Origin of the sequence: Halosubterraneus shenae, from assembly GCF_050510935.1 — an archaeon.
Lineage (GTDB): Archaea > Halobacteriota > Halobacteria > Halobacteriales > Haloferacaceae > JBDGPU01.
Window position 1 is genome coordinate 138,565 of the sequence record NZ_JBNLVO010000001.1, and the last position, 26,713, is coordinate 165,277.

Sequence of the window (26,713 nt, forward strand, 5' to 3'; positions counted from 1 at the left end):
CTGCAAAAGGATACGGTCCGGCGACGGGCCGGGGAAGCCGGCCACCGGGAACCGTTCCGCCGGCCGGTCAGTCCTCGGCCCAGTAGTAGAGGTCCTCCTTCGGTGCGTCGCAGTTCGGACAGTTGGCCGGGAGGTCGTCGGCGATCTCGCCCATCTCGCCGCACTCCCAGCAGCGCCACATCACGTAGGCCGTTCCGAAGACGTCGCGCGCCTCCGTGAGCCCGAGGGAGCCGTTGCTCTCCGGCGCGAGGACGTAGAAGCCGTCGTCGTCGACGCCGCGGACTTTCCCGAGCTGTTCGCCATCCTCGTCGTAGACGGACTGTCCGATCGTGACGTTCGCGAACTCCGGTTCGTCTGTGGACATTGTTCGGATCTTGGGGCGCCGCCGCCTTAAGTGTGTGAGTTGGGCACACGGCACGTGTGGGCCGCCCGATCGTCGTTCGGCGGATGCCCGTCGACCGCGTCGCGGGCTACGCTTTTATCAGCGCTCGCGCCGTCGCTGGCGACGATGGACGCGCGCACGCAGCTGGAGGCGAACCTCAGCTCCGAGTCGGAGGCGTACGGCTACACGCTCTGTATCTGGGGGGCGGGCGCGCTGCTGGTCGACGCGTTCGGGGTCCCCGGGGTCACGCGCACGCTGGCGTACGTCGCCGGCGCGCTCCTCGGCTTCGGCGTGCTCGCCGTCGTCGCGTTCCGTGGCGTCACGGCGACGGCGACGGTGTCGGAATCACCGTCCTCGCTCGTCGCCTCCACCATCCACATCGTCGCCACAGGCGGCACCCTCGCGGGCGTCCACGGCTTCCTCCTGCTCGTGGGCGAAGCCCACGTGACGCTCGCCTTCGCCGCGGTCGGCTGCCTCGCGACCGTTGCGTACAACGTGTTGCTGCTGCTGGAGTCGTCCCTGGTTCGGCGGCTCGCGTGAGCAGGCGGCTGAACCGGGACCCGGCGGGACCGCGGCTGCAGCCCGCGACTCACATGAAGTCCGCAATCCCGCTCTGCTTGTTGGTGTCGTCCTCGAAGACGGACTCCAGCGACTTCTCCAGCACTTCCAGCCGCTGTTTCGTGTAGGGCCGGCAGTCGAACCGCTCCGCGACCTCGATGGCCGTGTCCATGTACTTGTTGACGGAGCCCTGGTGGACGGTGAGGTTGACGCGCCCGCCGCACTCGCGGCACTCCTCGGTGAGGGGCATCCGGCGGTACTTCTCGCCGCAGTCGAGACACCGCGTCTCCTGGCGCGCGAACGCGCGGAGGTTACCGATCAGGTCCGGGAGGAAGTGGTACTCGATGACGCGCTCCGCGACGTCGGTCTCGTCGACGGCGCGCAGCGTCCGCGAGAGCTCGAGCTGGGCGTCCATCTTGTCCATCATCGAGCCGAGCGTCTTGTACGCCGACAGGTCCGGCCCCATCGCGATGTCGGTGACGTCGTGGGTGTGGTTGAAACCGTGGTACTCGTCGTCCGTGCCGAGCGTGTCCTCGCCGATCTGGACGAGGTCCTCGACGTCGCTCGGGTCCGCCATCTCCCGGGTTGCCTCGTAGAACTCGAGGGGGTACTCCCGGACGATGTCCATGTTGTGCGCCTCGTCGTCGATCTCCGAAGGGTCGATCCGAGAGGACATGACGAGGGGTGCGTCCATCCGACCGCCACGCTGGTTCGGCAGAAATTCTTTCGAGAAGTTGAGGAGTCCGTCCATGAGGAGCATTACGCAATCCTCGTCGCCATCGCACTGACCGACCGGCATGCCGTTGGCGATGAGGCTGTGCGTCTCCTCGACCGTGAGACAGTAGACGTTGTCGACGTCGGACGTAGTGACTTCGATACTAGTGATGATACTGCCGTCTCCCTGAGTGCCGCCGTCAGTGCGTGCTCGTTGCCCGTTCGGCGGCATCTGCATATCCTCTTCGTGTGGCGGGAGCTGATCCCCTACTTCGAGTTCGGACGCGGAAACCCGTTTAACGTGGTTGTCCACCCACCGAAGCATCGTGTGGTCGGACGTCACGCGGATCGATCGTCCATCTTCTGTTTCGATATTTAACAGGTGGTCAGGACTGGGATGCTTCGAGACTGCCTCTACTGGCTGAATTGTTCGATTCCCCTCCGAGTCAAGCGACGGAACTCGGATATCCCCGTCAAGCTCCTCGACGAGCGTTCCAAAGTCGTCCTGCTTCGGATCGTTCAGCCTCTCCTCGACGAACGTCTCTATCGACTCGTAGTGCCACCCATCGTCCTCGAACCAGAGCTTCGTCTCCGGATGGAAGCAATTCCGGCGCTTCGCGGCGTGAAAGTACGGATGAGCGTATCCGACCGCCGCCGAGGTGAAACCGACCACCCTCCCGACAGTTGCCGCGCTCGTGTGCGGCGCCATCCCGAAGACGAGCTCGCCGACGAGATCGTCGCGCTCGTTGAGCTCGTAGAAGGCGGGCAGGTCGTAGAACTGCTCGAGGAGGTCGTCGACGAACGCCGCCGTCTTCATCATGTGCTCGGCGGCGCCCTCCGAGAGGACGATGTCCTGCACCTTCAGCTCGACGAGCTGGTCGTCGTGGCGCAGGGGGTCGCCGTCGATGTCCTCCTCGTAGCCGAGCTCGCGAAGGTGGCCGGCGGAGACGTCGAGCTCCTCGGGCCGGACCGACGTGACGGGCAGGTCCGTCATGTCGTAGCGGACGGTGCCGTCCTTGAACGACGTGACGCCGTTCTTCGCCCGGAGGATCCCCTTCTCGATCGCCTCCGGCGGCTTGTTCGTCGAGGAGAGCCCCTGGACGCCCTTCACGATCTCGAAGGCGGATTCGCGCTCGCCGACGTTGTCGAGGGCGTCCCGGTAGGCCGTGTTGACGTCGACCTCCTGTTCGGTCGCGGCGGTCACCTCCCACTCGCAGTGCGGGCACTCGACGCGACCGGCCTCGTCCGGCTCACAGACCGTGCCGCAGTCGCCGCACTCGTAGTACGGCTCCGTGTGCGCGCCGCAGTCGGGACACTGGTTGTGGAAGGTGTGCTCGCCGCAGTCGGGACACTCTCGTTCAGCGACCTCGACCTCGAGGACTCCCCGCCGCCCCTTGTCGTCCATCTGGCGGGAGGCGTCGGCGAGGTTGCGCTGGGAGCCCCCGGCCTCGTTGATCGGGAACAGCGTGTGGACGGCCGGCGAGAGGTCCCGGCTCTCGGACTTCTCCGGGCGCCCCATCCGGTTGCCGATGCGCGTCGGCGCGCGTTCCCGGAGCGCGAACGGCGCGACCTCGTTGACCGCGCGGATCGCGTTGTCGCCGTCGGCGTACTCGCGGGCCGCCGCCGAGAGGTCCGCGGCCGCCCACTCCCGCCGAAGGCCGTCGTCGAAGCCGAGCGAGCGGACGAACGGGCGCCACTCGGGGATCCGGAGCGCGTCCGGCGTCTGGCTGTGGTCGAGCAGCAGCGACTCGACGCCGACGCGCGTCGTCTCCGTGTTCTCGATGGTGAGCACGCCCTCGACGACCTCGCCCTCGTCGACCGCGTCGGCGAGCGCGAGGAGGGTGTCGACCGCCACGTCGTGCCAGAGGTAGGTGTACTTCGGGTGGAGCGGGCAGTCGTACTCCGTCGCCCACTCCAGGGCCGTGTCGACGGGCGGCTCCTCGAGGTCGACGCGGGGGTCGTCCTGGAGCGCTTGCACGTCGGCCGCGGTCGTCGCGAACTCCTTGACCCACCACTCGTACGTGTAGGAGGCGGGCGCGAGCGGGTGGTTGTTCTCGACGAACTCGCCGTAGTTGACGAGGTACTCGCCGAGGTCGAGCACCTTCTCGACGCCGTTGCGTACTTCCTTCGCCTCCTCCGGGTCGTCGATGCGGCGCACGTCGCCGTTCGCGAGCTTGACGGTCGGGCCCTCGATGCTGTCGACGGGGACGACGCCGGCCGCCTTCCCCGGCCGCTCCGTCTTGATCTGGGTGCCCGTCGCGAGGAAGTCGTCGACGAGGTGCATCGTCGCCGGGTGGACGCCCGCGGTCGCGAAGCCGTGGTTCCGGGCGCGCCCGTAGCGCAGGCGAAAGCCGCCCGACTCGCTCGGGTGCGAGAAGACGGGACGCCCGGCGATGAGGTCTCGCAGGAACTTCGTCGAGGGATCCGGGCGCGGCGGGCCGTCGGGAGCGGCCTCGTCATCGCCGTCTCCGTCGCCGTCCGCGTCGCCTTCCTCGTCGCCGTCGTCGCCCTCCTCCTCCGCATCGTCGCCGGCGTCGCCGCCCTCGTCCTTGCCGATGGTACCGTCGATGAGGTCCTGGAGCCACGGCCACTCGACCTCGTCGAGGTTGCGCGTGTACCGTTGGATCTTCGGGGCCTTCAGCGCGATCCCCTCCGCGAGGACGAGACACATCCCGCCGCGGGCGGAGTTGGTGTCGACGCGCTCGAGGTCGCGGAAGCCGGAGACCTCCTCGTCGCCCGTCGCCTCGCCGTCGAGCATGATCGGCATGTGCTCGGCGATGAACGTCGTCTCCTTGTCCTTCGGCGTGTACTGGAGGCCGGTCTCCTTGTCGTACAGCGCGACCTCCTCGGCGTAGCGCTCGACCTCCTCGGTGCGCGGGCGGAACTCCGCGATGTCGAGCAGGCTCCGCGCGTAGTCGGCGACGAGCACGGAGAGCGCCTGCGCCGTGCCGCCTGCCGAGCGGATCGGGCCGGCGTAGTAGACGTTGACGAACTGCGAGCCGTCGTCGTTCTCCAGCAGCTCGACGCGGTCGATCCCCTCGATCGGGGCGGCGACGACGCCCTCGGTCAGGAGCGCGACGGCGGTCCGGACCGCGCCCTCGATCTTGCCGGCCTTGGAGTCGTAGTCGCCAACGGTGCCCTCGACGAAGTCGGTGACGAGCTCCAGGGCCGCCTCCTCGCGGGACATCTCCCCCTCGAGCTCGCGGACGCGCTCCGCGACGCCGTCGATGCCGAGGATGTTCTCGACGCGGTCGGCCATGTCGCGGGCGACGGGGATCTCGATCTCCGTCTCGGGGTCCTTCCCCTGCCCCTTCGCGGCCTCCGCGACCTCGAACGCCTCGTCGAGCTCCTCCTCGATGCGCGCGAAGTAGCGTTCGTCGTCGGGTCTCATCGACGCCCTCCGCCCATCAGAGCCAGAGGTCCAGGTCGGTCTCGGGGTCGTGTTCGCGGACGAGCGGCTCCTCGAACGCGCGCAGGTACACCTCGCCCGCGAAGACGGTGCCGGCATCCAGATGCCCGGCCAGCGCCTGGCCGCTCTTTCGCGAGAGCACCGCGTGCGTGTGCGCGAAGATGTCGCCCTCGAGGTCCGCGATGTTGCCGACGCAGGCGGCGACCTCCAGCGGCTCGTCGAACGTCACCGACTGGTACTCCTGGTCGTCCTGGTCGTAGAACCAGACCTCGGCGTCCTGGACGGCGCCCATGGCGTTGAACCAGCCAGCCTCGACGTCCTCGGCCCGTGCGAGGTCCTCGATCTCCTGGCGCCAGTCAGCTCCCGTTTCGAGTCGGGCGAGATACTCCGCGCTCGACTCGACTTCCCGGTAGTCCATGCACGTCCCCATGCGTGGTGTGGGCAAAAAAGTTGAGTTCGGCGGCCGACCCCTCGCCGATACCAGCTGCGACCGACCGGAACGCCCCTCAGACGCCGAGATCCTCGGCGAGGTCGTAGAACGTGTCGATCGTCAGGTCCGGCTCCTCGCCGAACGGCTCCCAGGGCGTGTCCTTCCGGTCGACCCAGGCTCCCTGCATCCCGGCGTGTTGGGCCCCCATGATGTCGAACCAGCCGGCCGTGACGTGGACGATCTCGTCGATCGGGGTGCCGGTGCGCCCCGCGGCGTGGCGGTAGATCTCCGCGTCAGGTTTGAACGTCTCCACCTCGTGGGCGCTGATGGTGTCCTCGAGGAGGTCACCGATCTCCGCGTGCTCGACCATCGAGTCCAGCATCTCGGGGTTCCCGTTGGAGACGACGTAACAGTCGTAGCCGCCGTCGCGGAGGCGCTCGATGCCGTCGCGCACGTCGTCGAAGACGTCTAGCTCGTGATAGACGGCGAGGATCGCGTCCCGTTCCTCCTCGGGGAGGTCGACGCCGTGCGCGTCCAGCGCGTACTGGAGCGCGTCCCGGTTCATCTCGTAGAAGGGCTGATAGCCGTCGACGTGGTTCCCGACGAACGTGTACTCCAGCGACCGGGCCCGCCAGAGCTTCGAGACGGGCTCCGGGTCGTCGACGCGGTCCGCGAGCGCCTTCTCCGCGGCGTCGACGTCGACGAGCGTGCTGTAGGAGTCGAACGTGACGGTGGTTACCTGGTCGGCGTCGAATGCCATGATCGTTCGGACCCTCGCACTCCACAGGGATAACTGGTGCCGACGGGGCGAGCTTTCGGGGCCCGTCGCCGCGGCGTCGACCGCGACCGCTACCAGTCGGGGAGGTACATCCCCTTCGACGCCGGCGCCGTTCGCTCGAAGCCCCACTGCTCGTAGAACCCGTCGACGTCGGCCATGAGGTTGACGTACGCCGATTCCGGTGCGTGCTCCTCGAGGTACGCCATCAGGGCGTCCATGATCCGGGATCCGAGCCCCTGTCCCTGGTGGGCAGGGTGGACGACCATGTCGCTGATGTGGAAGACGCAGGCGCCGTCGCCGACGATTCGTGCCATGCCGACCGTCTCGTCGGCGTCCGTGTCGACGACGCTGACGCCGTACAGCGTGTTCGCGAGTCCTCGTCGGGCCGCGTCGACCGAACGCGACGACATGTCGGCGGCCTCCCTGAGCGCGACAAACCGCTCGGGCTCGGGGGTCGTTTCGCGGAGTTCGTAGCTCATACCCGGTGATATCGCCGTCTCCGATTATTGGTTACGTTCCTCCTCCCTCGGCCCCCCGGAGAGAGCGAGCGGGTTGGAGCTCTCACTGCCCATTTGATATCGCGGCATACGGTTTATTATCTATCCCGGGTGTGCTGGGCGCGCCCATAGAAAGATCCGTTGTGAAGAGCTGCACCTACGGATATCTGTCGGGGTTTATAAGTCATATCTCCCCAGCTGGGTTCCCGCCGACCTCTCACCGTCGTAACCCGTCTCGCAGCCATGACTCACACCTGGTCGAGCACGACAGTAGATCGATGTTCCCGCGGAGGCCATCTCGCCACTCGAAATGCCAACCAACCGTGGCTCTATCGTTTCTTGCGCCCGCGTGCGGCTGGTGTAGGCTGGACGGGCTCATTCGGATCGAGATATCCTGGTTGGGTATTCCCTGAAGACGGAGGTGAGCCCGCGGAACCGCTCTCTGAACTGGTCGAGCGAGAGACCTGGGAGAAGGCGGGACACTACGATGGATGGTGATCCTCCGGTCGTCAGGGTTTCCGGTTCAATACATTGGAATAACCCGGTTCCATGAGGACGCGGGTTTTATCGAGACAGCGAAAGCGGTTCTCGACGACGTGACCCGTGGGTTCAGCGGTGGGATCCATCCATCGAGGGAATCCAACGCCGTTCGATCTGTTTTCCAAGGACGCGATCGGGACCTTCCCCGAGCAGGAGCTGCTCAGCTTTGGTACTGAGCACGGTCTTTTCGCCGCTGATCGAAGTTCTACCCCGATATCGGGCCTTGAGGCGTACTTTCGCTGTTTTAGCGCCTCTTTCGGAGACCCTGTGTAGTGGCTTCTCCAAATTATATATTGTATTTCGCTATATCAAATCACGCTCTCTCGGTGATCTCGCTCCTTCCACTGGCTGCCTGAAAACGCCAGCGAGCGGGCTTCTTCGGCTGATCCAGGCCTTTTCGACGATTGCATCCGGGGTCTGAATGCACTGACTACTTTCGGTGGGATCGGAGAATTCTATTCATACCCCTTCTCGGACACTCGACGCTGCAGAACCAATCAACTGGCGTAGATTCGCTAGTTCCGGGAACCCCCGTTCGGTCCCTGTCCTCGAATTGGGATCGCGTCGCCGCCGACGAGTCCGATCGACGGCTGTGAAGGGCGGTCCGGCCGTGGCGTCGGGAATCGACTACCACGCTCAACTTCTACACTCCGTGAGTGCCCTATTCTACTGGAGGGTACTGAACCGGGACATTTCGTATAGCGACACGCGATTTTCTCCCGTCGAACGGTGGATTTTGATTCTGTGAATCCTTACCGGACGAGAGTTCCCGCTCCGAGATTCACTGCGAATCGTCCGATCCTTATAAATAGAAACGCTGGAATCACTAACGCTGTCGCTACTGGATCTCGTGAAAATGGGGAAAAGAACCGTTAGAACGGAGCCTGCGGGCCTTCGTCGTCCTCGGCTTCCTCGCCGCCGTCGCCGGGGAAGGAGGGCGTCGTACCGCCGGTGCCGCCGAGGTCGCCGTCGGCGCCGGAATCCATGCCGGTGTCGGCGTGGACCGTGTCGATCTCCGGGATCTCCTTGACCATCCGGGACTTGATCGCCTGGATCGTCATCGGGGAGATGCCACAGCCGGAACAGGCACCGCCGAGCTGGATGTGGACTTCACCGTTCTCGCGGTCGAGATGGCTGATAGCTGCGTCGCCGCCGTGCATCTGAATCTGCGGGAAGTTACGCCGCAGGAAGTTCGTGATCCGGTCGCGGAGATCGCCGTCCCCGTCCGCTGATTCAGTACTCATGGACGTGACTTAACGGCGAACCGGCTTATGCCTTTGGTTCGGTCTCGTTTCTCCGCGGTGGTGAGACGGCTATTATGGCTGTCTCAGGGCTTCTCGACGCCGAACACGCGATGTAGCTCCGATTCGATCGTTTCGACGTAGGTCTCCAGCGTCTCCTCGAACTTCTCGTCGGTGACGAGGACGCCCTGCAGGCGCTCCTGCGGGTTCTCCGGGATCTCGACGCGGAACTCGCCGTCCTCGTAGAACGGCTCGGACTCGTTGAGGATCATCTGGTCGATCCCGTGGATCAGGTCCGAGTCGTAGCGCTCGTTCATCTGGTTGAAGGCGTTCTTGTACGCGCGCTGGAGCTCCTGGAAGTAGTTCGCGTACTTGTCCTCGAATTCCTCCGGGTCGAAGTCGGCCATGTCGAACGCTCCGGCATCGCCGGGCAAAAGTCGGCCGGTCTCCCGCGCTTGGGAACTTTGATATCGCGGAATACAATTTATAGGATCTCTGGAGTCCGACAGCAGTTGGAACTAATCCTCGAGTATCCTGCCGTAGCCGGTGGTCTATGGCGGTTTTGCGTCACCTGCCCCTCTCTATGGAAGGTCTGGCCGAGTTCAGTTTCATCGTCCGGTTCGACGGTCGTCTTCTGCTTTCGAGGATTTCACACTCACCTCTACGGAGTGCCCCGGGATATGCGTCGAGGCGAAGACCGCGGTCCGAAAAGTGCTGAATCGAGCGTTCGGGAGTCGCCTCGGGGGCAAGGCGCGAGCTTCCTCGGGATTTTCCATGCGCCCGCCAGGTGCAGCTGCTACCTCACCGAACATCCCGGACAAACTGGCGACCGTTTCTCGGTACCCCGTAACCGCCTTCGGAAGCTGCCTCAGGTGGGTATCGACGACTACTTTCCCGAGTCCTCCGGGAGGTGATTGCTCAGGGTGACGCCGCGGGTTTGCATCCTGGCTATCAACCGGCAGTTATCCCGAACCCTGATTAACCGATCGACCGACAGCCTGACTTCCCGAATTTACCCGGACGGACCGCGAAGGACGACTGCAAGGTGGTTGAATCCTCGAAGCAACCGAACACGACCGTGCCACTGTCTTTAGCCGCTGTCCTCGGATCCCGGTTTTTCCCTCAAATAACGGGATCGTCGGTGGGTAAATCGGATGCCGCTATATCGAATTGTTCTGAATGTCGAATCGATGATTGATGCACGGTCGGAGGCGACGCTTCCGCTACGGAGCGAGTGTGCTGAAAGAATCGGACTCCATTTGACGGACTACGGGAGCGGTCAGAAGGACTGCCAGTCGGTGGGCGAGCCGACGCGATCGCGGACGCGGAACTCCCGCTCGTCGTCGACGCGGGTCTCGACGACTCGATCGAACGGTTCGTACAGCGTGTGAAGGGTGGCTTCCTCGTGCGCGGTCGACCCGACGGCGCTGACGAAGGGCCAGTCCTGGCCGGTCGCCTGCGAGGAGAGGACGCGGATGAACTGGTAGATCCGTTCCGGATCCCAGTACATCAGCAGCTCGGAGATCGAGAACAACCCGACTGCGTGGTCCTCCTCGTCGGCGAGGTCCTCGACGACGTTGGTGAACTTGACGCCGATGTCGGTGAGGTCGCCGGCCGAGTCGACGTACTTCGTCCGGGGGGTGTCCTCGACCGTCTCGCCCTGCTCGCGGGAGGCACAGTCGACGACGATGGCGTTCTCGCCGTCGGCGTCGGTTAGCTCTTCGTGGTCGTTTCGGACCTTCTCGGCCGTTTGCCCCGTGGAGATCACGATCGGTTCCGTCGTCCACTCCCCGAGGATACGGTGAAAGAGGTCGTACTTCCCGCTCATGGGTGGCCCAACCAGCAGGACGCTTTCCGCCTCGAGGACGGAAGCGGGAAGGATACTCATTATCCGTTGGTCCATCCCGCCGACGTAAATGCTTTCCGAGCGTTACTTTCGAAGGAATTCGGGACGGTTGAGCGATTCGGGCGGCCCCGTCGAGCGCGACAGGAACTCGCGGCTGTCGAGCGCGCCGGGCATCGCTTCGGGGAGCGGGGAGTCGGCTGCCGTCTTCGTCTCTTCGTCGACGAGGGCCTCCCAGACGTCCTCCTCGCCCTGCTGCTCCAGCGTGAGTGCCTTGGTTCGCCCCTCCTCGTACGCCAGTTCGACGATGCTCTGATCGTACGCCCCCGGCAGGGCCTGGCGAACGCGAGTGTACTCGTCGGGGTGGCTCTCCCCGCAGGCCTTCGCGACGCCGAGTGCGAACGCGCGCTCGATCGCCGATTCCCTGTCCAGCGTCGACCAGTCCGTTCCGAACGAGCGCTCGTACATCAGTGTTTGACCGGCTTTCCGGCGCCGACGCGGAGCCCTTTCGGCCCGAACTCCAGGTCGTGGATGTCCGTGTCGATGTCGGTTCCGCGCATCTTCAGCACCTGGAGCCCGCGCTGCATGCCGTCGTCCTCGAGGTAGTTGTGCATGAACACGACGCCGTGCGCGAGATAGTGCTCCTCGGAGTAGGCGCTCGGGTCCGTCATCTCGGAGATGAGCAGCGTCGTCGCGTCCGTTCGCTTCAGCGCGGTCAACAGCTGCACTGCGGTGTCCTCGGTGTCGTCCAGGAGGTAGCTGAGCAGCATCGTCGAGTCGAGGATGATGCGGTCGATGTCACGGGACTCGATGAACCCGGTCAGCCGGTTGGCGACACTGTTCCGGTCCCGTCGGTCGTTCGGCTTCCCGAAGAAGCGCCGGCCGTCCGAGGAGAGGGCGTCGAGGAACGTGATCCGATCGCTCGCGACCGCCCGGTCGAAGCCGAACTCGTACCCCTCCATGTCCTGTTTGATCCCCTCTTTCGTTTCGTGCATGCTGACGTACAGCGTCTTGTCGCCGTCGCGGGCGCCCTGGGCCGCGAACTGCGAGCAGAACGTGGTTTTCCCGCTGCCCGGCGGCCCGCTGACGACGTAGAGTCGCCCCTCGGGGAAACCGCCGTCGACGAGATCGTCGAACCCTGAGACACCACTGGAGATGCGCATACCCGAAGCCGAACGAGGCCCACGATAAGTGTTCCTCCCCGATTTTCACGGGTGAGAACGGCGGGAACTGGCGGGCCTACTGGCGGAAACGGCTCCGGCGATGCGGTCGGATCCGGTTCGGATTCGGACTCGATCCGGAGGAGGGCAGTCGGATTCACGACTCGTTCCGAAGGCGACAGTCGGATCCCCCAACTGGAGCGGGCTACTCCGTCGTCACGTCGGGTTCGACCCAGACGACGAAGCGGTCGTCCGCTTTCACGATGCCGCGAACGCCGTCGTCCTCCACGGTCGTGCTGTCGTCGACGGTGGCCGGGTCGACGTCGCGGACCTGGTACACCTCGTCGACCATCCAGCCGACGGCACCGCCCTCGTCGAGCGCGTCGTCGTCGAACACGACGATCCGGTCGCGAGCGCCCTCGCCGTCGACGTCGAACAGCGTCTTGGGGTCGATGATGGTCGTCGTCCGACCGCGCAGGTCCATGACGCCCTCGACGTGTCCCGGCGAGTTCGGGATCCGCGTCAGTTCCCCGGCGTCGACGATCTCGTCGATCACGCCGATACCCAGGCAGTACGTGTCCTCGCCGAGACCGAACTCCAGGACCTTCGTGGGCTCGGTCGCTGGTTCCGCCTCGGTCTCCGTGTCCGTCTCCGTCGCTCCCATACCTGGGTCTCCGTCCGCCTGCCCATAACCGTACCCCTCGAATTATCACGTCCGATAGGCAGGGCGGTGGGTTTATCGTTCGGCTTTGTCCGCCTTCGTGTATGTCAGGGACGCCCGAGAGACGCGGTCGCGGGAGCGACGCGCCACGCGTGGTCGTCGTGGACGACTCCCCGTTCATGCGGCGGCTCATCTCCGACGTGTTGTCGGACGCCGGGATCTCCATCGTGGGCACGGCCGGCGACGGCGCGGAGGCGATCGACGTCGTCGCCGAGCAGTCGCCCGACGTCGTGACGATGGACGTCGAGATGCCCGGGATGAACGGGCTCGAGGCCGTCGAGCGGATCATGGACGAAACCCCGACGCCGGTCCTGATGCTGTCGGCCCACACCGACGCCGGCGCCGAGGTGACCTTCGACGCGCTGGAGCGCGGCGCCGTCGACTTCTTCGCCAAGCCCGGCGGCGAGGTGACGACCGGCGTCTCCCGCGAAGGGGAACGGTTAGCGCAGGCGGTCCACTCCGTCGCCGACGCCGACCTCGACGTCGCGATGCGGGAGAGCCCAACTCCGGACGCCGGAGGAACCGGGACGGCTCGACGAGGTGCATCGACCGGGAACGCGGCCGGGTCGGCGAACGGATCGGCGGGCGAATCGCCGAGCGACTCGCCGACCGAAACCGGTGAATCGACTGCCGGCGTCGGCGAAGCGACGGACGCCAGTGCCGACGGCGAGGCCGACGCCGACCTCGACGACCCGCTGACGGTCATCATCGGGGCGTCGACGGGCGGTCCCAACGCCGTCGAGCGCGTCATGGCGGCGCTCCCGGCGGTCGATTGCCGCGTGGTCATCGTCCAGCACATGCCGGAAGCGTTCACCGAGCGGTTCGCCGACCGGCTCGACGAGGTGTCCGCGTACGACGTGCGGGAGGCGGCGGACGGCGCCCGCATCGGTGCCGGCGAGGCCGTCGTCGCTCGCGGCGGCAGCCACACCCTCGTCGACAGCTACCGGGCCGGGCGGCTCCGGATCAAACTCGACGAGGACGACTCCCGGCAGGTGATGCCCGCGGTCGATGTGACGATGGAGTCCGCCGCCGAAGCGGTCGACGACCCGCTCGTCGGCGTCGTCCTGACGGGGATGGGCTCCGACGGTGCCGACGGGATCCGGGCGGTTGCCGAGGCGGGCGGCCGGACGCTCGTCCAGAGCGAGGAGAGCTGCGTCATCTACGGGATGCCGAAACGCGCCGTCGCGACCGGGGCCGTCGACGAGGTCCACGACCTCTCCGGCGTCGCCGACGCCATCGTCGGGGGTGTCGCCTGATGGACTCCCACCGCGCCGCCTTCGTCGCGGAGGCGGAGGACGGTATCACCGACCTCAACAACGCCCTGCTCGCGCTGGAGGCGGACCCCGAGGATAGCGAGGCGATGGACGACGTGTTCCGCGTCGCCCACACCCTGAAGGGGAACGCCGCGGCGATGGGGTACGACCGGGTCTCGGAGTTCGGCCATGCGCTCGAGGACCTCCTCGACGACGTCCGCACCGGCGACCGGGCGGTGACGCCCGAGCTGATGGACCTGCTGTTCGAGGGCGTCGACGCCGTGGAGGCGATGGTGGCGGAGATCGCCGAGGACGGCGAGGTCTCGACCGACCCGGCCGAACTCGAAGCCCGGATCCGGGGACTGGAGCAGGGCACCCAGTCGGCGGATGCGGAGGCCGATGCTACCGGAGCGAGCGACGACGCGGGGGATAAGGGGCTGGACGACGCGGCCGACCCGGCCGACGCGGCCGACGCACCGGTCGACCTGCCGCCGGCCGCCGCGGCGCTCGACGTCGGCGACGACCGCCTCGTTCACGCGGACGTGACCATCGGCGAGACGGAACTGCCCGGCGTCGACGCGACGTTCGTCACGGAGGCGATCGCCGACGGCTTCGACGCGTTCGCGACCGACCCGGAACCCGACGCGCTGGAGGCCGGCGAGTTCGAGACGGGGTTCGACGCGTACGTCGTCGCCGAGGCTCCCGACGTCGTCGCTACCAGCCTCGACGCGCTCGCGCAGGTGGAGGCGGTCGAGGTTGCCCGCGCCGACGGCGATAGCGCTGCCGATACTGCCGACGTCGATTCCGAGGTGGCGGCAACCGCAGCCGACGACTCGGAATCCTCCGGCGAGACGACCGAGAGCGGAGACGCAACCGACGCGGACGACGCGGACGACGCGGACGACGCGGACGAGATCTCCTCGATCCGGGTCGACGTCGACCAGGTCGACGAGCTGTACGGGCTCGTCGAGCAGCTCGTGACGAGCCGGATCAAGCTCCGCCGCGAGCTGGAGGAGGCCGGCATCGAATCCGACACCCTCGGCGAGCTGGACAAGCTCGCGAGCAGCCTGCAGGACACCGCGATGGACATGCGGCTCATCCCGTTCTCGCAGGTCGCGGACTCGTTCCCGCGGCTCGTCCGCGACGTGGCCCGCGAGGTCGGCAAGGACGTCCGGTTCGACGTGACGGGCGGCGACGTCGAGCTCGACCGGACGATCCTCACGGAGATGCGGGACCCGCTCGTCCACGTCCTCCGGAACGCCGTCGACCACGGCATCGAGTCACCCGAGGAACGGGAAGCGGCCGGCAAGGACCCGACGGGGACCGTCGAGCTCACCGCGACCCGTGACCGTGACCACGTCGTCATCGAGGCCACGGACGACGGCGCCGGCCTCGACCCGGACCGGCTCCGGGAGAAGGCCGTCGAGGAGGGTGTCCATACACCCGCGGAACTCGACGCGATGGACGAGTCCGAGATCTACGACCTCGTCTTCCATCCCGGACTCTCCACGGCCGAGGAGGTCACCGACGTTTCCGGTCGCGGCGTCGGCATGGACGTGGTCCGCACGACGGCACGGAGCCTCGACGGCAGCGTCGAGGTCGAAAGCGAGCCCGGTGAGGGGTCGACCGTTCGCTTCCGGCTCCCGGTCACCGTCGCCATCGTGAAGGTGATGTTCGTCGACGTCGGCGGCACCGAGTACGGCATCCCGATCAAGAGCATCGCCGAGGTCGGCCGCGCCGACGACGTCGAGGCGGTCAACGGCGACGAGATCCTCCGTCACGAGGGCGATCTGTATCCCGTGATCCGACTCGCGGAGCGGCTCGGGGAATCGTCGGCGGCCGAGGGCGCAACTTCCGACGCCACCGCGACGGCCGGCGGCGAGATCCCGGATGGCGGCGAGGTCCCGAACCACCGAGCAGCAGCCGCCGACGCCGAGCGGGACGACGGGATGGTCGTTCGGATCCGTGAGGAGACGCGACAGGTTGCGCTCCGGTGCGACGCCGTCCTCGACCAGGAGGAGGTCGTGGTCAAACCGCTCGACGGCCCGCTATCCGGGACGCCGGGGCTCAGTGGCACCGCCGTGTTAGGCGACGGCGACGTGGTCGCCGTGCTCGACGTGGTGAGCCTATGAGTCGGTCGAGTGACGAGGAGTTCGCGTTCGCCGGAGTGCTCCGCCAGATCGCCGACAGCGTCGCGTTCAAACCCGGCTACTACAACGAGTCGTACCTCGACCGCCGGATCTCCGCGCGCATGCGCCGCTGCGACATCGACGACCACGAGGCGTACGAGCGTCGCCTCCGCGAGGACCCGGCGGAGCGCGAGGCGCTCATGGCGGCGCTGACGATCAACGTCACGGGCTTTTTCCGCAACCCGGAGATGTGGGAGGTCTTCCGCGACGTACTCCGGCGCCGGACTGCTGACCAGCGCCGCGTTCGCGTGTGGTCCGCCCCATGTGCCGACGGGCGGGAGCCGTACTCCGTCGCGATGCTCGCCTGTGACGACCCCGAGATCGACGAGCGCCGGGTCGAGGTCCTCGGCACCGACATCAGCGACGAGGCGCTCGACGCGGCTCGCGAGGGCGTCTACCACACGACTCGCACGACCGACATCGCGGCGGAGCTCGAGCCGCTCTCGACGCCGGCCGACTGGGTCGACCGCGACGGCGACACCTTCAGCGTCACCGACCGGGTACAGGATCTGGTCTCGTTCGACCGCCACGACATGGTCCAGGACGGCGCGCGCGAGGCGTTCGACGTCGTTCTCTGCCGGAACCTGCTGATCTACATCGACAGCGAGCACAAGGGCGCCGTGTTCGACACCCTGGAAGCGTCGCTGTCGCCCGGGAGCGTTCTCGTCGTGGGGATGACGGAGAGCGTCCCGCCGGACCGGCGCGACCGGTACGAGCCGATAGACAAGCGGCGGCGGGTGTTCAGGAGGCAGTAATGTCGCTGTACGAACTCGCACGGAACGGCGACGTCGAGGCCGTCCGCGACGCACTTCACAGCGACAGCGCCGCGGTCCGCCGCCGCGCGGCGACCGTCCTCGGCGACCTGGCCGACGAGGACGACCAGCCGGCGATCGACGCGCTGCTCCGCGCCGCGACGCGGGACGACGACGACCGTGTTCGCGGCGCCGCCATCGACGCCCTCGACGGCATCGGGCAGGCTGCGGTCGAGCAGCTACTCGAGACGCTCACTGGCAGCGACACCGGGGACGCCGGGTGGGTGACCGCGCGGAAGTTCGCCGCGGCGCTATTCGCCGACCGGCCGGAGCTCCGTATGGCCGCGGCCAACTCCCTGGCCCGGCTCGGGGAGCCGAACGCGGTCCCGAAGCTCGTCGACGCGATGGAGGACCCGGACCCCCGGGTTCGCCTCCGCGTCTGTCACGCGTGCGGGGTACTCGCCGACCCGCGGGCCGTCCCGGCGCTGACGGAACGGCTGGACGACCAAGCCCGCGTTCGCCACGCGGCCGCGAACGCGCTCGGCTCGATCGGGACGGACCAGTCGCTGGCCCCCCTCATCGAGCTGCTCGAGGACGACGACCCGTCGGTCCGCCGGATCGCCGCGGGAGCGCTCGGCAAGGCCAGCAATGCGCGGCCGGTTGAACCGCTCGTGTACGTCCTCGCCGACGACAGCGAGGCGGTGCGGAAGGCGGCCGTCTACTCGGTGATCGAACTGCTGTCGAACGTCCCCACCGACCGGAGCCACGAGGTCCGTGACCGGGTGGTCTCCGAGCTGCAGGCGGCCGACGACGCGACCGTCATCGAGCCGCTGGTCGAGATCCTCTCGGACGGCCAGCAGGATCGCCAGCGGCGCAACGCGGCGTGGATCCTCGGTCGCGTCGCTGACAGCGACGCCGACGACGCGATCGCCGCACTGGCGGACGCGCTCGCGGATACGGACGACATGACCGCACAGTTCGCGGCGACGAGCCTCGGGAACGTCGGCGGCCCGACCGTCGAGGCCGCGTTGCTCGACAAGCTGGACGAGTCGGTACCGGAGGCGGCGCGAGCGAAGGCCGCGTTCGTCCTCGGGCAGGTCGGCGGGAGCCAGGCGCGCGACCGACTCGAGGAGCTCACCGACGACGACAGCGCGGCCGTCCGAAAGCGCGCGTTCGCGGCCGTCTCGAAGCTCCGGGCGGGTGGAAACGCATGAGCTCGACTGACCGCCGTCGGACGGCGATCGGAGGGCGCCGATGAGCGACGCCGAAGTCAAGGTTGCGGACACCACTGGGCGCTTCGCTATCGCCGTTCGGGACGGCCGCCCGGTGAACGACGTGTCGTGGACGCCGGGCCGGATCCTGTTGTCGAACCGGCGGCTGGTGCTGGCGGCCAACGACGGCAAGCGGACGATCCCGCTCTCCGAGCTGGAGGGCCTCGGCGGCCGCCACGACACGAACCAGTCGATCGCGCAGGTCTCCGGCTACGTGAGCCTCGACCTCGGCGACCAGGTGCTGTTGATAACCGCCAGCGACCACGACGGCTTCGAGCGAAGCGTCTACGAGGCCCTGCTCAACCAGCGAATGCTCCGCGCGAAACACCCTGCTATCGCCGGCGGCGTCGTCCAGGAGGAGGTGGGGTGGGAGCAGGCGCGCATCAAGGTCGACGAGAACGGCCTGAACGCGGCGCTGGAAGGCGGCGCGTTCGTCCAGTTCGACCTCGACGAGATCAGCGGGATGGAGACGACCGAGCGGACCGTCGACGGGGAGATGCAGCCGGTGCTACAGGTCTCACACACCAACGACGAGGGCACCACCATCGAGACCCACCTCGCCGGTCCGCCGCGGCGCTGTGGGTTCGTCGAGTCGTGGCTGCGGAAAGGCGTCGAGCGAAACCAGGCTAACGTGGACCTCTCGGACCGCGACCGAGAGGTGTTGATGGCGCTGTACTCCGGCGTTTCGCCGTTCGAGATCCCGTCGTTCCTGGACATGGACGTGGACGCCGTCGAGGAGACGTTCGAGCGCCTGATCGAGCTGGACGTCGTCGAGGAAGTGCGGGTTCGCCGGGAGGTGTCGCTCAACTCCCGCGGTCGCAACATCGCGAGCGAAGCGATGAACGACCAGTAGGCGGTTGAGACTGCTGGGGTCGCCCGACAGCGGAGCTGCTACGCGGTGCACCGCGCCGTCGCTGGTCTCGTCGTCGACGCGGACCGGCGATCAGGGTCGCCGGCCGGCTTCACACGTTGTGCTGGTCGGAGAGTTGACCGGCGCTGGGTTGTGAGCGAGCAGCCGGCGCGCCGCAGTCCCCGGGTGGTGCGCCGGACTCCCGCCTCGACCGACCCGGGCCATGGACTCGTCCACGGGGTCGTTGGCCGCGGCATCGGGCAAAAGGATACGCGTGGGACGAGCGGCGGTGCCGAAAGTGCGGACCGGTGGGGCCCTGGCGCTACGTATTGACCTTCTCCAGGTACGTGTTGACGACCATCCGGCCCTTCGGGGTGAGCGCCGTCGCCGTCTCGCCGTCCGCGACGAGCCCGCCGTTCCGGAGCGTCTCGAGCACCATCGAGGTCTGCGTTGCGTCGCCGGTCACGATCGTGGAGATGCTGGCCTCGCCGCCCGCGGAGTAGAGGGAGACGAGGATCTCAAGCTCCTCGTCGGTCAGGTCCAGGTCGCGGACGTCCTCCATGACCTCGGCGTATTCCAGCTTGATGAACCGCCCGAGGACGCCCAGCGTTCGCTCGCTCGGCACCGAGACCAGGGACGTGACCGCGCCGGTCTCCGGGGTGTGGGTGATCGAGAGCGTCGGTCTCGGCGCCCCGTCGATCGTGTGTTCGCCCCGGTCGAAGTCCGTGACTGTCGAGAGGTCGACGGTGAACGGATCCTCGCAGTCGAGGAAGCCGATCTCGCCGTCGCCCAGCGACACGGCTGCCGTCTGGACGTCGCCGTCGACGACGCGGCCGCCGACCTTGGCCGGGCTTCGAACGCGCACCGAGACGCCCTCGAGGAGCGTCTTGAACAGGATGCGCTGGAACCGGTCCATCGGCTCCGGTTCCCCCTCGATGACGGCGGTCCGCTTCGCGTTGCCGTCGACGTAGGCGACCGTGATCGTGTCGCTGAAGAACGACCGCAGGTCGCTGGGAACCGTGCCGACGGCGACGTCGAACACCTGCTTCAGGCCGATCGTCGTACGAGCTGAATCGCTCGCGAGCACGAGCCGCCGCTGGCTGAGCAGGATACGTCCGGGGACCGGCTCGTTCTCGCCGACGTCCCGCGTGTGGACGCGGCCAGTAAAGTCGGCGACGACGGACTCCTCCATCGATCCTACCTCGATGGAAGGGTCACTTTATACTTTCCCGCACGCTCTCAATGCTGATAGCGATCGTCGGGCCCCTCGATGGCTTCGGCGCGCCAGTCGGCGAACTCGGTGTCGTCCGTCCGCTTGCTACTGCTGGTCGGGGTTCGGTACGGCCTCGGCTCCGGATCGAACAGCAAAGCCTAATGAGGTGGACATCGAACCGCCAGATGATGCCCACGGTAGAATACCTTAACTACGAAGTACTCGACGACCACGGCTGGTCGATGGACGACGAGGACCTCTTCGAGAAGGCGGCCGACGCGGACCTCGGTGACGAGGACTACGGATCGCTGGACGTGAACCAGAGCGAATACATCCTCGAGGCCGCCGAGGCCCAGGGCTACGACTGGCCCTTCTCGTGTCGCGCCGGCGCCTGTGCGAACTGTGCCGCCATCGTCAAAGAGGGCGAGATCGACATGGACATGCAGCAGATCCTGTCGGACGAGGAAGTCGAGGAGAAGGACGTCCGCCTGACCTGTATCGGTAGCCCGGCAGCAGACGAGGTCCGCATCGTGTACAACGCGAAGCACCTCGACTACCTGCAGAACCGCGTCATATAAAATCGACTGTCCGGCCAGTGTACCGACACTGGTGAGCAGTTTCAATCTCCCCTATTTACCGAAATCAATAGACCAGTCCCAGTAACTCGGGTCTTTGTTCTTTATAGATGTTACTCGTGGAACAATAATAGGATCTGTATTTCAAATCCAGACGAGTACGAATGAAGTGTGGGATCAGGTCTGCGGCACACATCCCGGGTCACATCTCGTGACCACTGAACGGTGGAGGCCTGCCAAAAGAGTTCTAGTCTTCAGACACTACCTGAGCTGGAGGTTGGGTAGCTGGGGCTGGTGGTTCGTGGGTTCCGAATTCGGGGTGGGTTTCTTCCATCCAGACATACACGACTGCCCCGGACAGGAACATCAGTCCGGCAGTCATGTAGAACGCGGCCTCCGCGTTCACGAACTCCATCGATAGCCCGATCAGGATCGCGCCGACGGCGTAGCCGGAATCGCGCCACATCCGGTAGACACCCATTCCCGCCGACCGCCACGTCGGATGGGCGGCGTCGCCGGGAACGGTCATCAGGTTTGGATACAGCAGCGCCATTCCCAGGCCGGAAATGCCGGCCAGTAGCATCCACGGGAGATACCCCTCGACGAGTACCATCCCCAGAACGCCGCCTCCCGCGAGGAACATTCCCCAAATAACGGGTGGACGGCGACCGATGCGATCCGCGAGCCCGCCAGTCGCAATCTGGAGGAAGTACATGGCACTATGGACGCCGACGACGACCCCGACTGCTGCGATGCCGAGGCCCTGACTCGTCAGGTACAGCGGGACAGCGATCCAGAACAACGTGTCAACGAAGTTCTCGATGTGACCGGCCTGCGCTGCCGCAAACAATGTCCTGTCTCCGTACGTCGCCCGCTTCAGAACCTCACTGAACGGCAGATTTGCGTCGTGGTGGTCTTCATCTCCCTCGGCCCGAGCGTACTGGACGGTCTCCTTGATGAGGAAGATCGAGATGAGGAACGCCAGCACGACGACGACGCCGAGGAAGTAGAACGGCTCTGGTCGAAGGCTCCACTGGGCGGCGATGACGCCCGTTATCCAGGCACCGACGGCGACGCCGGTGTAGCCGAACGCCTCGTCGATTCCGACTGCTAGCCCGCGCTGGTCGGGCCCTGCGAGGTCGATCTTCGCGTTGATAGCCATGCTCCAGGTCAGCGCCTGGTTGATGCCCAACAGGATGTTCCCGACGGTGATCCAGGCCCAGCTGGGCGCGAAGATGAGGATAATCGGAAGAGGGAGTGCAGTCGCCCATCCGAGGATGAGTACTGGTTTGCGACCGTACTCTTCGCCCCACTTCCCTGCGTAGAGGTTGAGGAGCGACTTGACGATCCCGAACGAGACGACGAACGAGCCGATCACGAGGAACGACTCGACGCCGAGGACGTCCTCCCCCAGCACGGGGACGACGGTGCGTTCGGAACCGATGGTCAGTCCGGTCGCGAACACCAGCAGGACGTGCAGCGAGAACTGCCCGAGGTGTTCGCGGATTCCCTGTTTGATGTCTGTTGGCGTACTCATTGGTTACTCAGCAGCGCAGTTGTTCGGCCCTAGTTCGAGTTCAGCCAATTCGTCCGCTGGAACCGCTTCCTGTCCCACGTTAGTCCGTTTTACGCGCTCGAAGTTCGGCGGATGATCCGGGACGTCGGAAGCGAGTTCCTCGACGAACTCCTCGCGGTCACGCTCCAGATCCTCGTTTCGTTCCTTGACCTCTGCGAGAGTCGCTGTAACTGGCGGTTCGGGTGATCCCGGGTCGTGTGCGGGAAGTACGACTGCGTCGTCCGGTCGTCCCAGCAGTCGCTGGAGGCTCTCGTAGAGGGTGGCGGCGTTTCCGGCGACGTCCGACTCCTCGATACCGGCTTCCACGCCGAGTTCGACCCGACCCACGCTCTCGTGGAACAGCGTGTCCCCAGTGAGCAGCGCCGCGCCCTCGACATCGAACGAAACGCTCCCTTCACTGTGACCCGGCGTATGGATGACCTCGATATCGAGATGGCCGACCGTTACACTTCGACCGTCCTCAAGCGGCGTTGCGTCGAGCGCGAGTGCGTCCTTCGGATGGAGGTAGTAGGGGACGCCGTGGCGGTCGGCGAGGTCGGCAGCGCCCGAGATGTGGTCTGCGTGGGCGTGCGTGTCGAAGACGCCGACGAGTTCGGCTTCGTACTCGTCGAGGATCACGTCGTACTCGTCGAGGTAGTGGGACGGGTCGAAGACGGCGGCTTCGCCGTCCGAGACGAGAACGTGCGAGAGACAGCCCTTCCCCGGACGCGCGACCTGAACGATAGTGCCGTCGAGGTCAGTCGGCACTTCTGCGTACCGATGGACGCGGCTCCAGCCGTTCATGCCGTCGGCGAGGGTAACCGCGTCGTAGCCCTGTTCCTCGAGAAGTTCTGTCGCAGTCTGTGAGACGACGCCTGCGGTACAGACGGTGACGATCTGCTCGTCGCGGGGAAGCTCCGAGAGGGCTTCGCTGGCCTGTTTGGGATCGTCGACCAATTCGTCGTAGACGTCGACGTTGATACTTCCCGGGATGTGCCACTCCTCGAAGTCCTCCTGATGTCGAATATCGAGGACGAGCGGGTCATCGTCGTCGCCCTGTAACTGTTCACTGAGTGCGTCCGGCGGTAGCTCCTGCATCGGTACTTCTGGATACGGGAGATATTTGGTTATAGGCGCTGCCGGTCATGACCGGTACCATTAATTCTGACTGGACCTAATCATTCGTATGAGTCTGTATGAGGCCTCGATTCGGGTCAAACACGAGTGTCCATACCGGAAGATTTCCGAGCGGTACCCGGACTTGACGATACGCGAATGGCCCCTGAGCGACTGCCAGGTCCTCGAGATTACGTCCGAGACGACGCCGACGGACGAGCTACTCGACGACATCAGTCGGATCGGGACTGTGCTGCACGAATCGGAAGGCGACGACGGCTATCACGTCGTCACGCAGTCTTGTCTATGTTCGCTCGAACAGTCTATCGTGGACCGGTTCGAGGAGCATAACTGTCTGTACCAGTCGCCGACGATCTACCGCCAGGGCTGGGAACACTACACCGTCGTCGCGTTCGACGGTGAAGATATCCAGGAGTTACTCGGCGATCTCCGCTCCGACAGGGAGATCGAACTGCTCTCGAAAACCTCGATTTCGGAGAAGCAGATCCCTCACAGCATGCTTGCCCCGGCGAGCCAGTTGTTCGACGAAATCACCGACCGACAGTTAGCCGCACTCCAATTAGCACTGGAAAGCGGTTATTACAACCAACCTCGAAAGACGTCGCTGCGAGACCTTGCCGAACAGACGGCTGTTGCTCGTTCGACCTTCGAGGAACACCTCCGGAAGGCGGAGAACAAACTTCTCACGAATGCTGGGGAGTTCTTGCGACTGGTCACGGCGACGACGGAATCGAACCCGTTACAGATCGAAAGATCGGCGAGAGGCGACCAGATCGCCGACTAGTCGGTTATGAGATTCCAGGTTGGGTACCGGTGAAGGCTATCTAATCGACAGCTGTTGAAAATAGACTTTCTCCCGTATGATTAGCGAAACTCATTCTCTCGAATCGGGTAGTGCAGGTGATAGAGTTAGAGGGCGATGTGGTATACTGACTGTTCGGCCGTCACCGTTTCCTCACCCATAGATTTAACCACGTTTGATATATTGCGTCGGTATGGCTCAGAAATGCCAAAACTGCTACACTGTGATGAGTAGCAACTCGATCGATACGTGTGCTCAATGTGGTACAGGAGACGTTCAGAGTGAATCTGTTTATGATGATTTCTTTAAATGCAATGACTGCTACACATACATGACCAAACTCCCCACCGACGGTGTCTGCCCTCAATGTAACGGCGGACCGATCGAAGGCACCTCTGTGTATGATGATTACTTCAAATGCGAAAACTGTTACACATACATGACCAAACTTCCTTCCGACGGTGTCTGCCCTCAATGTAACGGCGGACCGATCGAAGGCACCTCTGTGTATGATGATTACTTCAAATGCGAAAACTGTTACACATACATGACCAAACTTCCTTCCGACGGTGTCTGCCCTCAATGTAACGGCGGACCGATCGAAGGCACCTCTGTGTATGATGATTACTTCAAATGCGAAAACTGTTACACATACATGACCAAACTCCCTTCCGACGGTGTTTGCCACCAGTGCAATAGTGGGCCCGTTCAAGGCACGGATGTTTATGCAGATGAATTCAAATGTCAGAGCTGCTACGAAACGTTCAATAAATTACCTGCAGACGGCATCTGTCCAGACTGTAACAGCGGCCCTGTTCAGGGAAATTAACCACTACGCAAACCCTCTATAATAGCTGTTTCAGCCTATTTCTGGATAAAGAAATCCTGTTGCCAACTACTGCTAGGCTTCCGGCAACTCGTCCAGAACGCGGTCGAATCGTTTTCGCACGTCTTCCGCGATGCGGTCCAGTTCGGGATTATCAACAGCGGAAAGCAAGACCTCCGGGTCGACTGCGCTGACTCCGACGTCGCCGTCGTCCGTTTCGTACACCACGACGTTGCAGGGAAGCAGCGTCCCTAACTGAAGTTCTTCTTCCAGGGCTTGTCGGGCCAGTGCCGGGTTGCATGCACCGAGGATCCGGTATTCCCGAAAGTCTTCTTCAAGCTTCTTTTCAAACGTCTGTTGAACGTCGATGTCGCAAAGAACGCCGAATCCCTCTTCCGATAGTTCCTTGGTCGCCTGATCGACGACTTCGTCGAACTCTCCCGACACCCGCTTGTCTATAGTATAGGACATACTACCCAATACAACGTGCTACGTGAAAGGTGTTCCCCACGTTGCTTCACTGGAGACCTCGTGGTCGAGTGTTCAAAACTCAAGCACGGACTTGATTCTCACCGGTTTCTCAGACACTCTGAGCTGCCTGGACGGTTCCAGCAGTGCCCGCTTCCCAACCAGCAATACCTCCGACCAATCGTTTGGCATCGAAGCCCTGATCTCGAAGTCTTTCAGCAGCGATTCCGGCAGTAGAGCCGCTAAAACAAACAACCGCTATTTCCTCGTCCTTCGGTAGCTCTGCTGTGGAAGCATCGAGGCCGATGAAATTCTTCCCCTTTAGCTGGTCGTAAATCGGTAGGTTATGGCTCCCAACAATGTGTTCCTCCTCGAAACTGTACGCAGGTCTAACGTCGAGAACGAAAACGTCGTTGCGTGACTCCACTTCAGCAGGGGTTATTATAGTATTGGTCAATATAAACAATACTATACAGTACTAACTCATAAGGTTGGCGCCTGGTGCAGTTGCGTTTCGAGGTCGCACCGTCCCTTCCAACGCAAGTGAGAACCTGCCGAGCTAGACCAGGAGCTGAATGTCGGACTCGGCCATGTCCTGAATGGCCGTCGCCGCACCGACACCGACAGTAACGCCGTCAAAGAAGTCGTCCTCGTCGTAGCCCATCAGGTCGATAGTCATCTGGCAGGCCTGGAATTCGACTCCCATTTCAAGCGACGTGTCGATCAGCTCCTCGATAGAGGCAGTGTCGTTGTCGTCGATCTTCTTTTCCATCATCTTCGTCGTCACACTGTCCATACCGGGAAGCGCAGCGATAGCGTTCGGCACGGGCATGTTGGGATTGCCGACCGAACTCAGCTGCAGGTTCTTCGACCGTTCCTCGTGGAGGATCTCCAGGCCCCAGAACGTGTGGAAGACCGTGACTTCGTATCCAAACGCCGCAGCGGTACTCGCGAGGATGAGCGGCGGGTAGGCCATGTCGAGCGTCCCTTTCGTCGAGATGATCGACATCTTCGGCTGCTCATCGTCGTCCGTCGCTGCGGCGAGCTGGGCTTCCAGCTCGTCGATACGCTGTGCAAGTTCCGCCCGGGAGGGCGTCTGCTCGTCCGAGGGTGGAGAGGTGTCAGTACTCATCGTTCCCCAGCGTAATCCGCGTCAGTACGTTCGACGGGCTCGTTGATCTCCTTCATCGGTTTACTCGGATTTGCGCACGTAGTGCGTGTAGACGTCCGCTCCTTCCTGCTGGTCGACGAGCTCGACGCCGTCGGTCGTGTCGGCCCAGCCGCTGAGGTCGCTCATGCTCCCGGGGTCGGTCGCGAGGACCTCGAGGACCTCGCCTTCGGAGAGCTGGTCGATGTTCTGCTTCGTCTTGACGACCGGCATTGGGCAGTTTTCGCCTTTCACGTCGAGCGTCTCACTGATTTCGTGGTCAGTCATGATATTGACTTCATTACCCAATATTGGATGGCCCAAGAAAAGTTTGTCGGTAGTATTTCTATCACAGGACAATACCTCACCCGCACATATTCAGGAAACGGGGCTTTTGGGCAG

Annotated in this window: 26 protein-coding genes; 8 read left to right on the top strand and 18 right to left on the bottom strand. The window is 64.5% G+C overall.

From position 1 onward, the window contains the following. Positions 1–67: 67 nt before the first annotated feature. Positions 68–364: a PRC-barrel domain-containing protein gene (locus ACQE3M_RS00610; protein ID WP_430503524.1), complete on the bottom strand. Its 297-nt coding sequence runs from the start codon at positions 362–364 to the stop codon at positions 68–70. 144 nt (positions 365–508) lie between these two features. Between ACQE3M_RS00610 and ACQE3M_RS00615 the strand changes: the two genes are divergently transcribed. Further along, positions 509–922 (top strand): hypothetical protein, encoded by a 414-nt coding sequence (locus ACQE3M_RS00615; RefSeq protein WP_430503525.1) that lies wholly within the window; start codon positions 509–511, stop codon positions 920–922. Positions 923–971: 49 nt separating this feature from the next. Here the strand turns inward: ACQE3M_RS00615 and ACQE3M_RS00620 are convergent, their stop codons facing one another. The 10 genes from ACQE3M_RS00620 to ACQE3M_RS00665 all read right to left on the bottom strand — a co-directional run bounded on the left by ACQE3M_RS00620 (position 972) and on the right by ACQE3M_RS00665 (position 12,216). Further along, positions 972–5,045 carry a DNA-directed DNA polymerase II large subunit gene (locus tag ACQE3M_RS00620; protein ID WP_430503526.1) on the bottom strand — a complete coding sequence of 1,358 codons (4,074 nt, stop codon included), beginning with the start codon at positions 5,043–5,045 and terminating at the stop codon, positions 972–974. A 16-nt stretch (positions 5,046–5,061) separates the two neighbouring features. After that, entirely contained in the window at positions 5,062–5,481 is a 420-nt protein-coding gene (locus ACQE3M_RS00625; RefSeq protein WP_430503527.1) for a PPC domain-containing DNA-binding protein, read from the bottom strand. Positions 5,482–5,569: 88 nt separating this feature from the next. Further along, the gene (locus ACQE3M_RS00630; RefSeq protein WP_430503528.1) at positions 5,570–6,253 is read right to left on the bottom strand and encodes a haloacid dehalogenase type II; all 684 of its coding nucleotides are present in this window, start codon (positions 6,251–6,253) and stop codon (positions 5,570–5,572) included. A gap of 89 nt (positions 6,254–6,342) precedes the next feature. Beyond that, positions 6,343–6,750 carry a GNAT family N-acetyltransferase gene (locus ACQE3M_RS00635; protein WP_430503529.1) on the bottom strand — a complete coding sequence of 136 codons (408 nt, stop codon included), beginning with the start codon at positions 6,748–6,750 and terminating at the stop codon, positions 6,343–6,345. Between the two features lie 1,430 nt (positions 6,751–8,180). Next, positions 8,181–8,552, bottom strand: a complete 372-nt coding sequence (locus tag ACQE3M_RS00640) for a NifU family protein (protein ID WP_430503530.1) — start codon at positions 8,550–8,552, stop codon at positions 8,181–8,183. Positions 8,553–8,635: 83 nt separating this feature from the next. Next, on the bottom strand, positions 8,636–8,956 hold the full coding sequence (locus ACQE3M_RS00645) for a DUF5783 family protein (protein WP_430503531.1): 321 nt from the start codon (positions 8,954–8,956) through the stop codon (positions 8,636–8,638). Positions 8,957–9,828: 872 nt separating this feature from the next. Then, positions 9,829–10,437 carry a DUF7504 family protein gene (locus tag ACQE3M_RS00650; protein ID WP_430503532.1) on the bottom strand — a complete coding sequence of 203 codons (609 nt, stop codon included), beginning with the start codon at positions 10,435–10,437 and terminating at the stop codon, positions 9,829–9,831. A gap of 42 nt (positions 10,438–10,479) precedes the next feature. Next, a complete protein-coding gene (locus ACQE3M_RS00655; RefSeq protein ID WP_430503533.1) occupies positions 10,480–10,860 on the bottom strand; it encodes a hypothetical protein in 381 nt (126 codons plus the stop codon). After that, positions 10,860–11,555, bottom strand: coding sequence for an RAD55 family ATPase (locus tag ACQE3M_RS00660; protein ID WP_430503534.1), 696 nt, complete (start codon positions 11,553–11,555; stop codon positions 10,860–10,862). Before ACQE3M_RS00660 ends, ACQE3M_RS00655 begins: the two co-directional genes overlap by 1 nt. Before the next feature lie 202 nt (positions 11,556–11,757). Then, positions 11,758–12,216 (bottom strand): chemotaxis protein CheW, encoded by a 459-nt coding sequence (locus ACQE3M_RS00665; protein WP_430503535.1) that lies wholly within the window; start codon positions 12,214–12,216, stop codon positions 11,758–11,760. A gap of 101 nt (positions 12,217–12,317) precedes the next feature. Between ACQE3M_RS00665 and cheB the strand changes: the two genes are divergently transcribed. Genes cheB through ACQE3M_RS00690 form a run of 5 tightly spaced genes read left to right on the top strand, consistent with a single transcriptional unit; the run spans position 12,318 to position 18,591 of the window. Beyond that, positions 12,318–13,529, top strand: coding sequence for a chemotaxis-specific protein-glutamate methyltransferase CheB (gene cheB / locus ACQE3M_RS00670; RefSeq protein ID WP_430503536.1), 1,212 nt, complete (start codon positions 12,318–12,320; stop codon positions 13,527–13,529). Next, positions 13,529–15,658: an ATP-binding protein gene (locus ACQE3M_RS00675; RefSeq protein ID WP_430503537.1), complete on the top strand. Its 2,130-nt coding sequence runs from the start codon at positions 13,529–13,531 to the stop codon at positions 15,656–15,658. Before cheB ends, ACQE3M_RS00675 begins: the two co-directional genes overlap by 1 nt. Further along, positions 15,655–16,470, top strand: coding sequence for a CheR family methyltransferase (locus ACQE3M_RS00680; RefSeq protein WP_430503538.1), 816 nt, complete (start codon positions 15,655–15,657; stop codon positions 16,468–16,470). The genes ACQE3M_RS00675 and ACQE3M_RS00680 overlap by 4 nt, the downstream gene beginning before the upstream one ends. Continuing rightward, positions 16,470–17,681, top strand: a complete 1,212-nt coding sequence (locus ACQE3M_RS00685; RefSeq protein ID WP_430503539.1) for a HEAT repeat domain-containing protein — start codon at positions 16,470–16,472, stop codon at positions 17,679–17,681. The genes ACQE3M_RS00680 and ACQE3M_RS00685 overlap by 1 nt, the downstream gene beginning before the upstream one ends. 40 nt (positions 17,682–17,721) lie before the next feature. Continuing rightward, positions 17,722–18,591: a CheF family chemotaxis protein gene (locus tag ACQE3M_RS00690; RefSeq protein ID WP_430503540.1), complete on the top strand. Its 870-nt coding sequence runs from the start codon at positions 17,722–17,724 to the stop codon at positions 18,589–18,591. A gap of 319 nt (positions 18,592–18,910) precedes the next feature. Here the strand turns inward: ACQE3M_RS00690 and ACQE3M_RS00695 are convergent, their stop codons facing one another. Next, the gene (locus ACQE3M_RS00695; protein ID WP_430503541.1) at positions 18,911–19,780 is read right to left on the bottom strand and encodes a CheF family chemotaxis protein; all 870 of its coding nucleotides are present in this window, start codon (positions 19,778–19,780) and stop codon (positions 18,911–18,913) included. 209 nt (positions 19,781–19,989) lie between these two features. Between ACQE3M_RS00695 and fer the strand changes: the two genes are divergently transcribed. Continuing rightward, positions 19,990–20,379: a ferredoxin Fer gene (gene fer / locus ACQE3M_RS00700; protein ID WP_430503542.1), complete on the top strand. Its 390-nt coding sequence runs from the start codon at positions 19,990–19,992 to the stop codon at positions 20,377–20,379. Positions 20,380–20,623: 244 nt separating this feature from the next. On the opposite strand, the gene ACQE3M_RS00705 is transcribed toward fer, so the two are convergent. Together ACQE3M_RS00705 and ACQE3M_RS00710 are read right to left on the bottom strand one after the other, a co-directional pair. Continuing rightward, positions 20,624–21,913: an MFS transporter gene (locus ACQE3M_RS00705; protein ID WP_430503543.1), complete on the bottom strand. Its 1,290-nt coding sequence runs from the start codon at positions 21,911–21,913 to the stop codon at positions 20,624–20,626. Between the two features lie 3 nt (positions 21,914–21,916). Next, on the bottom strand, positions 21,917–23,029 hold the full coding sequence (locus tag ACQE3M_RS00710; RefSeq protein WP_430503544.1) for an MBL fold metallo-hydrolase: 1,113 nt from the start codon (positions 23,027–23,029) through the stop codon (positions 21,917–21,919). Positions 23,030–23,117: 88 nt separating this feature from the next. Between ACQE3M_RS00710 and ACQE3M_RS00715 the strand changes: the two genes are divergently transcribed. After that, a complete protein-coding gene (locus ACQE3M_RS00715; RefSeq protein WP_430503545.1) occupies positions 23,118–23,852 on the top strand; it encodes a helix-turn-helix domain-containing protein in 735 nt (244 codons plus the stop codon). A gap of 919 nt (positions 23,853–24,771) precedes the next feature. On the opposite strand, the gene ACQE3M_RS00720 is transcribed toward ACQE3M_RS00715, so the two are convergent. From ACQE3M_RS00720 to ACQE3M_RS00735, 4 genes are all read right to left on the bottom strand, one after another. Beyond that, positions 24,772–25,167, bottom strand: a complete 396-nt coding sequence (locus ACQE3M_RS00720) for a DUF302 domain-containing protein (protein ID WP_430503546.1) — start codon at positions 25,165–25,167, stop codon at positions 24,772–24,774. Between the two features lie 109 nt (positions 25,168–25,276). After that, positions 25,277–25,621: a rhodanese-like domain-containing protein gene (locus ACQE3M_RS00725; protein ID WP_430503547.1), complete on the bottom strand. Its 345-nt coding sequence runs from the start codon at positions 25,619–25,621 to the stop codon at positions 25,277–25,279. A 102-nt stretch (positions 25,622–25,723) separates the two neighbouring features. After that, a complete protein-coding gene (locus ACQE3M_RS00730) occupies positions 25,724–26,296 on the bottom strand; it encodes a DsrE/DsrF/DrsH-like family protein (protein WP_430503548.1) in 573 nt (190 codons plus the stop codon). A 60-nt stretch (positions 26,297–26,356) separates the two neighbouring features. Next, the gene (locus tag ACQE3M_RS00735) at positions 26,357–26,599 is read right to left on the bottom strand and encodes a sulfurtransferase TusA family protein (RefSeq protein WP_430503549.1); all 243 of its coding nucleotides are present in this window, start codon (positions 26,597–26,599) and stop codon (positions 26,357–26,359) included. Positions 26,600–26,713: the final 114 nt, after the last annotated feature.

Excerpts from the sequence above, each read along its gene's own strand:
- ACQE3M_RS00660 (WP_430503534.1), bottom strand. The coding sequence starts at position 11,555 with ATGCGCATCTCCAGTGGTGTCTCAGGGTTCGACGATCTCGTCGACGGC.
- ACQE3M_RS00715 (WP_430503545.1), top strand. The coding sequence starts at position 23,118 with ATGAGTCTGTATGAGGCCTCGATTCGGGTCAAACACGAGTGTCCATAC.
- ACQE3M_RS00655 (WP_430503533.1), bottom strand. The coding sequence starts at position 10,860 with ATGTACGAGCGCTCGTTCGGAACGGACTGGTCGACGCTGGACAGGGAA.
- ACQE3M_RS00650 (WP_430503532.1), bottom strand. The coding sequence starts at position 10,437 with ATGAGTATCCTTCCCGCTTCCGTCCTCGAGGCGGAAAGCGTCCTGCTG.
- ACQE3M_RS00630 (WP_430503528.1), bottom strand. The coding sequence starts at position 6,253 with ATGGCATTCGACGCCGACCAGGTAACCACCGTCACGTTCGACTCCTAC.
- ACQE3M_RS00625 (WP_430503527.1), bottom strand. The coding sequence starts at position 5,481 with ATGGACTACCGGGAAGTCGAGTCGAGCGCGGAGTATCTCGCCCGACTC.
- ACQE3M_RS00680 (WP_430503538.1), top strand. The coding sequence starts at position 15,655 with ATGAGTCGGTCGAGTGACGAGGAGTTCGCGTTCGCCGGAGTGCTCCGC.
- ACQE3M_RS00610 (WP_430503524.1), bottom strand. The coding sequence starts at position 364 with ATGTCCACAGACGAACCGGAGTTCGCGAACGTCACGATCGGACAGTCC.
- ACQE3M_RS00705 (WP_430503543.1), bottom strand. The coding sequence starts at position 21,913 with ATGAGTACGCCAACAGACATCAAACAGGGAATCCGCGAACACCTCGGG.
- fer (WP_430503542.1), top strand. The coding sequence starts at position 19,990 with ATGCCCACGGTAGAATACCTTAACTACGAAGTACTCGACGACCACGGC.
- ACQE3M_RS00695 (WP_430503541.1), bottom strand. The coding sequence starts at position 19,780 with ATGGAGGAGTCCGTCGTCGCCGACTTTACTGGCCGCGTCCACACGCGG.
- ACQE3M_RS00735 (WP_430503549.1), bottom strand. The coding sequence starts at position 26,599 with ATGACTGACCACGAAATCAGTGAGACGCTCGACGTGAAAGGCGAAAAC.
- ACQE3M_RS00645 (WP_430503531.1), bottom strand. The coding sequence starts at position 8,956 with ATGGCCGACTTCGACCCGGAGGAATTCGAGGACAAGTACGCGAACTAC.
- ACQE3M_RS00635 (WP_430503529.1), bottom strand. The coding sequence starts at position 6,750 with ATGAGCTACGAACTCCGCGAAACGACCCCCGAGCCCGAGCGGTTTGTC.
- ACQE3M_RS00730 (WP_430503548.1), bottom strand. The coding sequence starts at position 26,296 with ATGAGTACTGACACCTCTCCACCCTCGGACGAGCAGACGCCCTCCCGG.
- cheB (WP_430503536.1), top strand. The coding sequence starts at position 12,318 with ATGTCAGGGACGCCCGAGAGACGCGGTCGCGGGAGCGACGCGCCACGC.
- ACQE3M_RS00690 (WP_430503540.1), top strand. The coding sequence starts at position 17,722 with ATGAGCGACGCCGAAGTCAAGGTTGCGGACACCACTGGGCGCTTCGCT.
- ACQE3M_RS00675 (WP_430503537.1), top strand. The coding sequence starts at position 13,529 with ATGGACTCCCACCGCGCCGCCTTCGTCGCGGAGGCGGAGGACGGTATC.
- ACQE3M_RS00615 (WP_430503525.1), top strand. The coding sequence starts at position 509 with ATGGACGCGCGCACGCAGCTGGAGGCGAACCTCAGCTCCGAGTCGGAG.
- ACQE3M_RS00665 (WP_430503535.1), bottom strand. The coding sequence starts at position 12,216 with ATGGGAGCGACGGAGACGGACACGGAGACCGAGGCGGAACCAGCGACC.
- ACQE3M_RS00720 (WP_430503546.1), bottom strand. The coding sequence starts at position 25,167 with ATGTCCTATACTATAGACAAGCGGGTGTCGGGAGAGTTCGACGAAGTC.
- ACQE3M_RS00640 (WP_430503530.1), bottom strand. The coding sequence starts at position 8,552 with ATGAGTACTGAATCAGCGGACGGGGACGGCGATCTCCGCGACCGGATC.
- ACQE3M_RS00685 (WP_430503539.1), top strand. The coding sequence starts at position 16,470 with ATGTCGCTGTACGAACTCGCACGGAACGGCGACGTCGAGGCCGTCCGC.
- ACQE3M_RS00710 (WP_430503544.1), bottom strand. The coding sequence starts at position 23,029 with ATGCAGGAGCTACCGCCGGACGCACTCAGTGAACAGTTACAGGGCGAC.
- ACQE3M_RS00620 (WP_430503526.1), bottom strand. The coding sequence starts at position 5,045 with ATGAGACCCGACGACGAACGCTACTTCGCGCGCATCGAGGAGGAGCTC.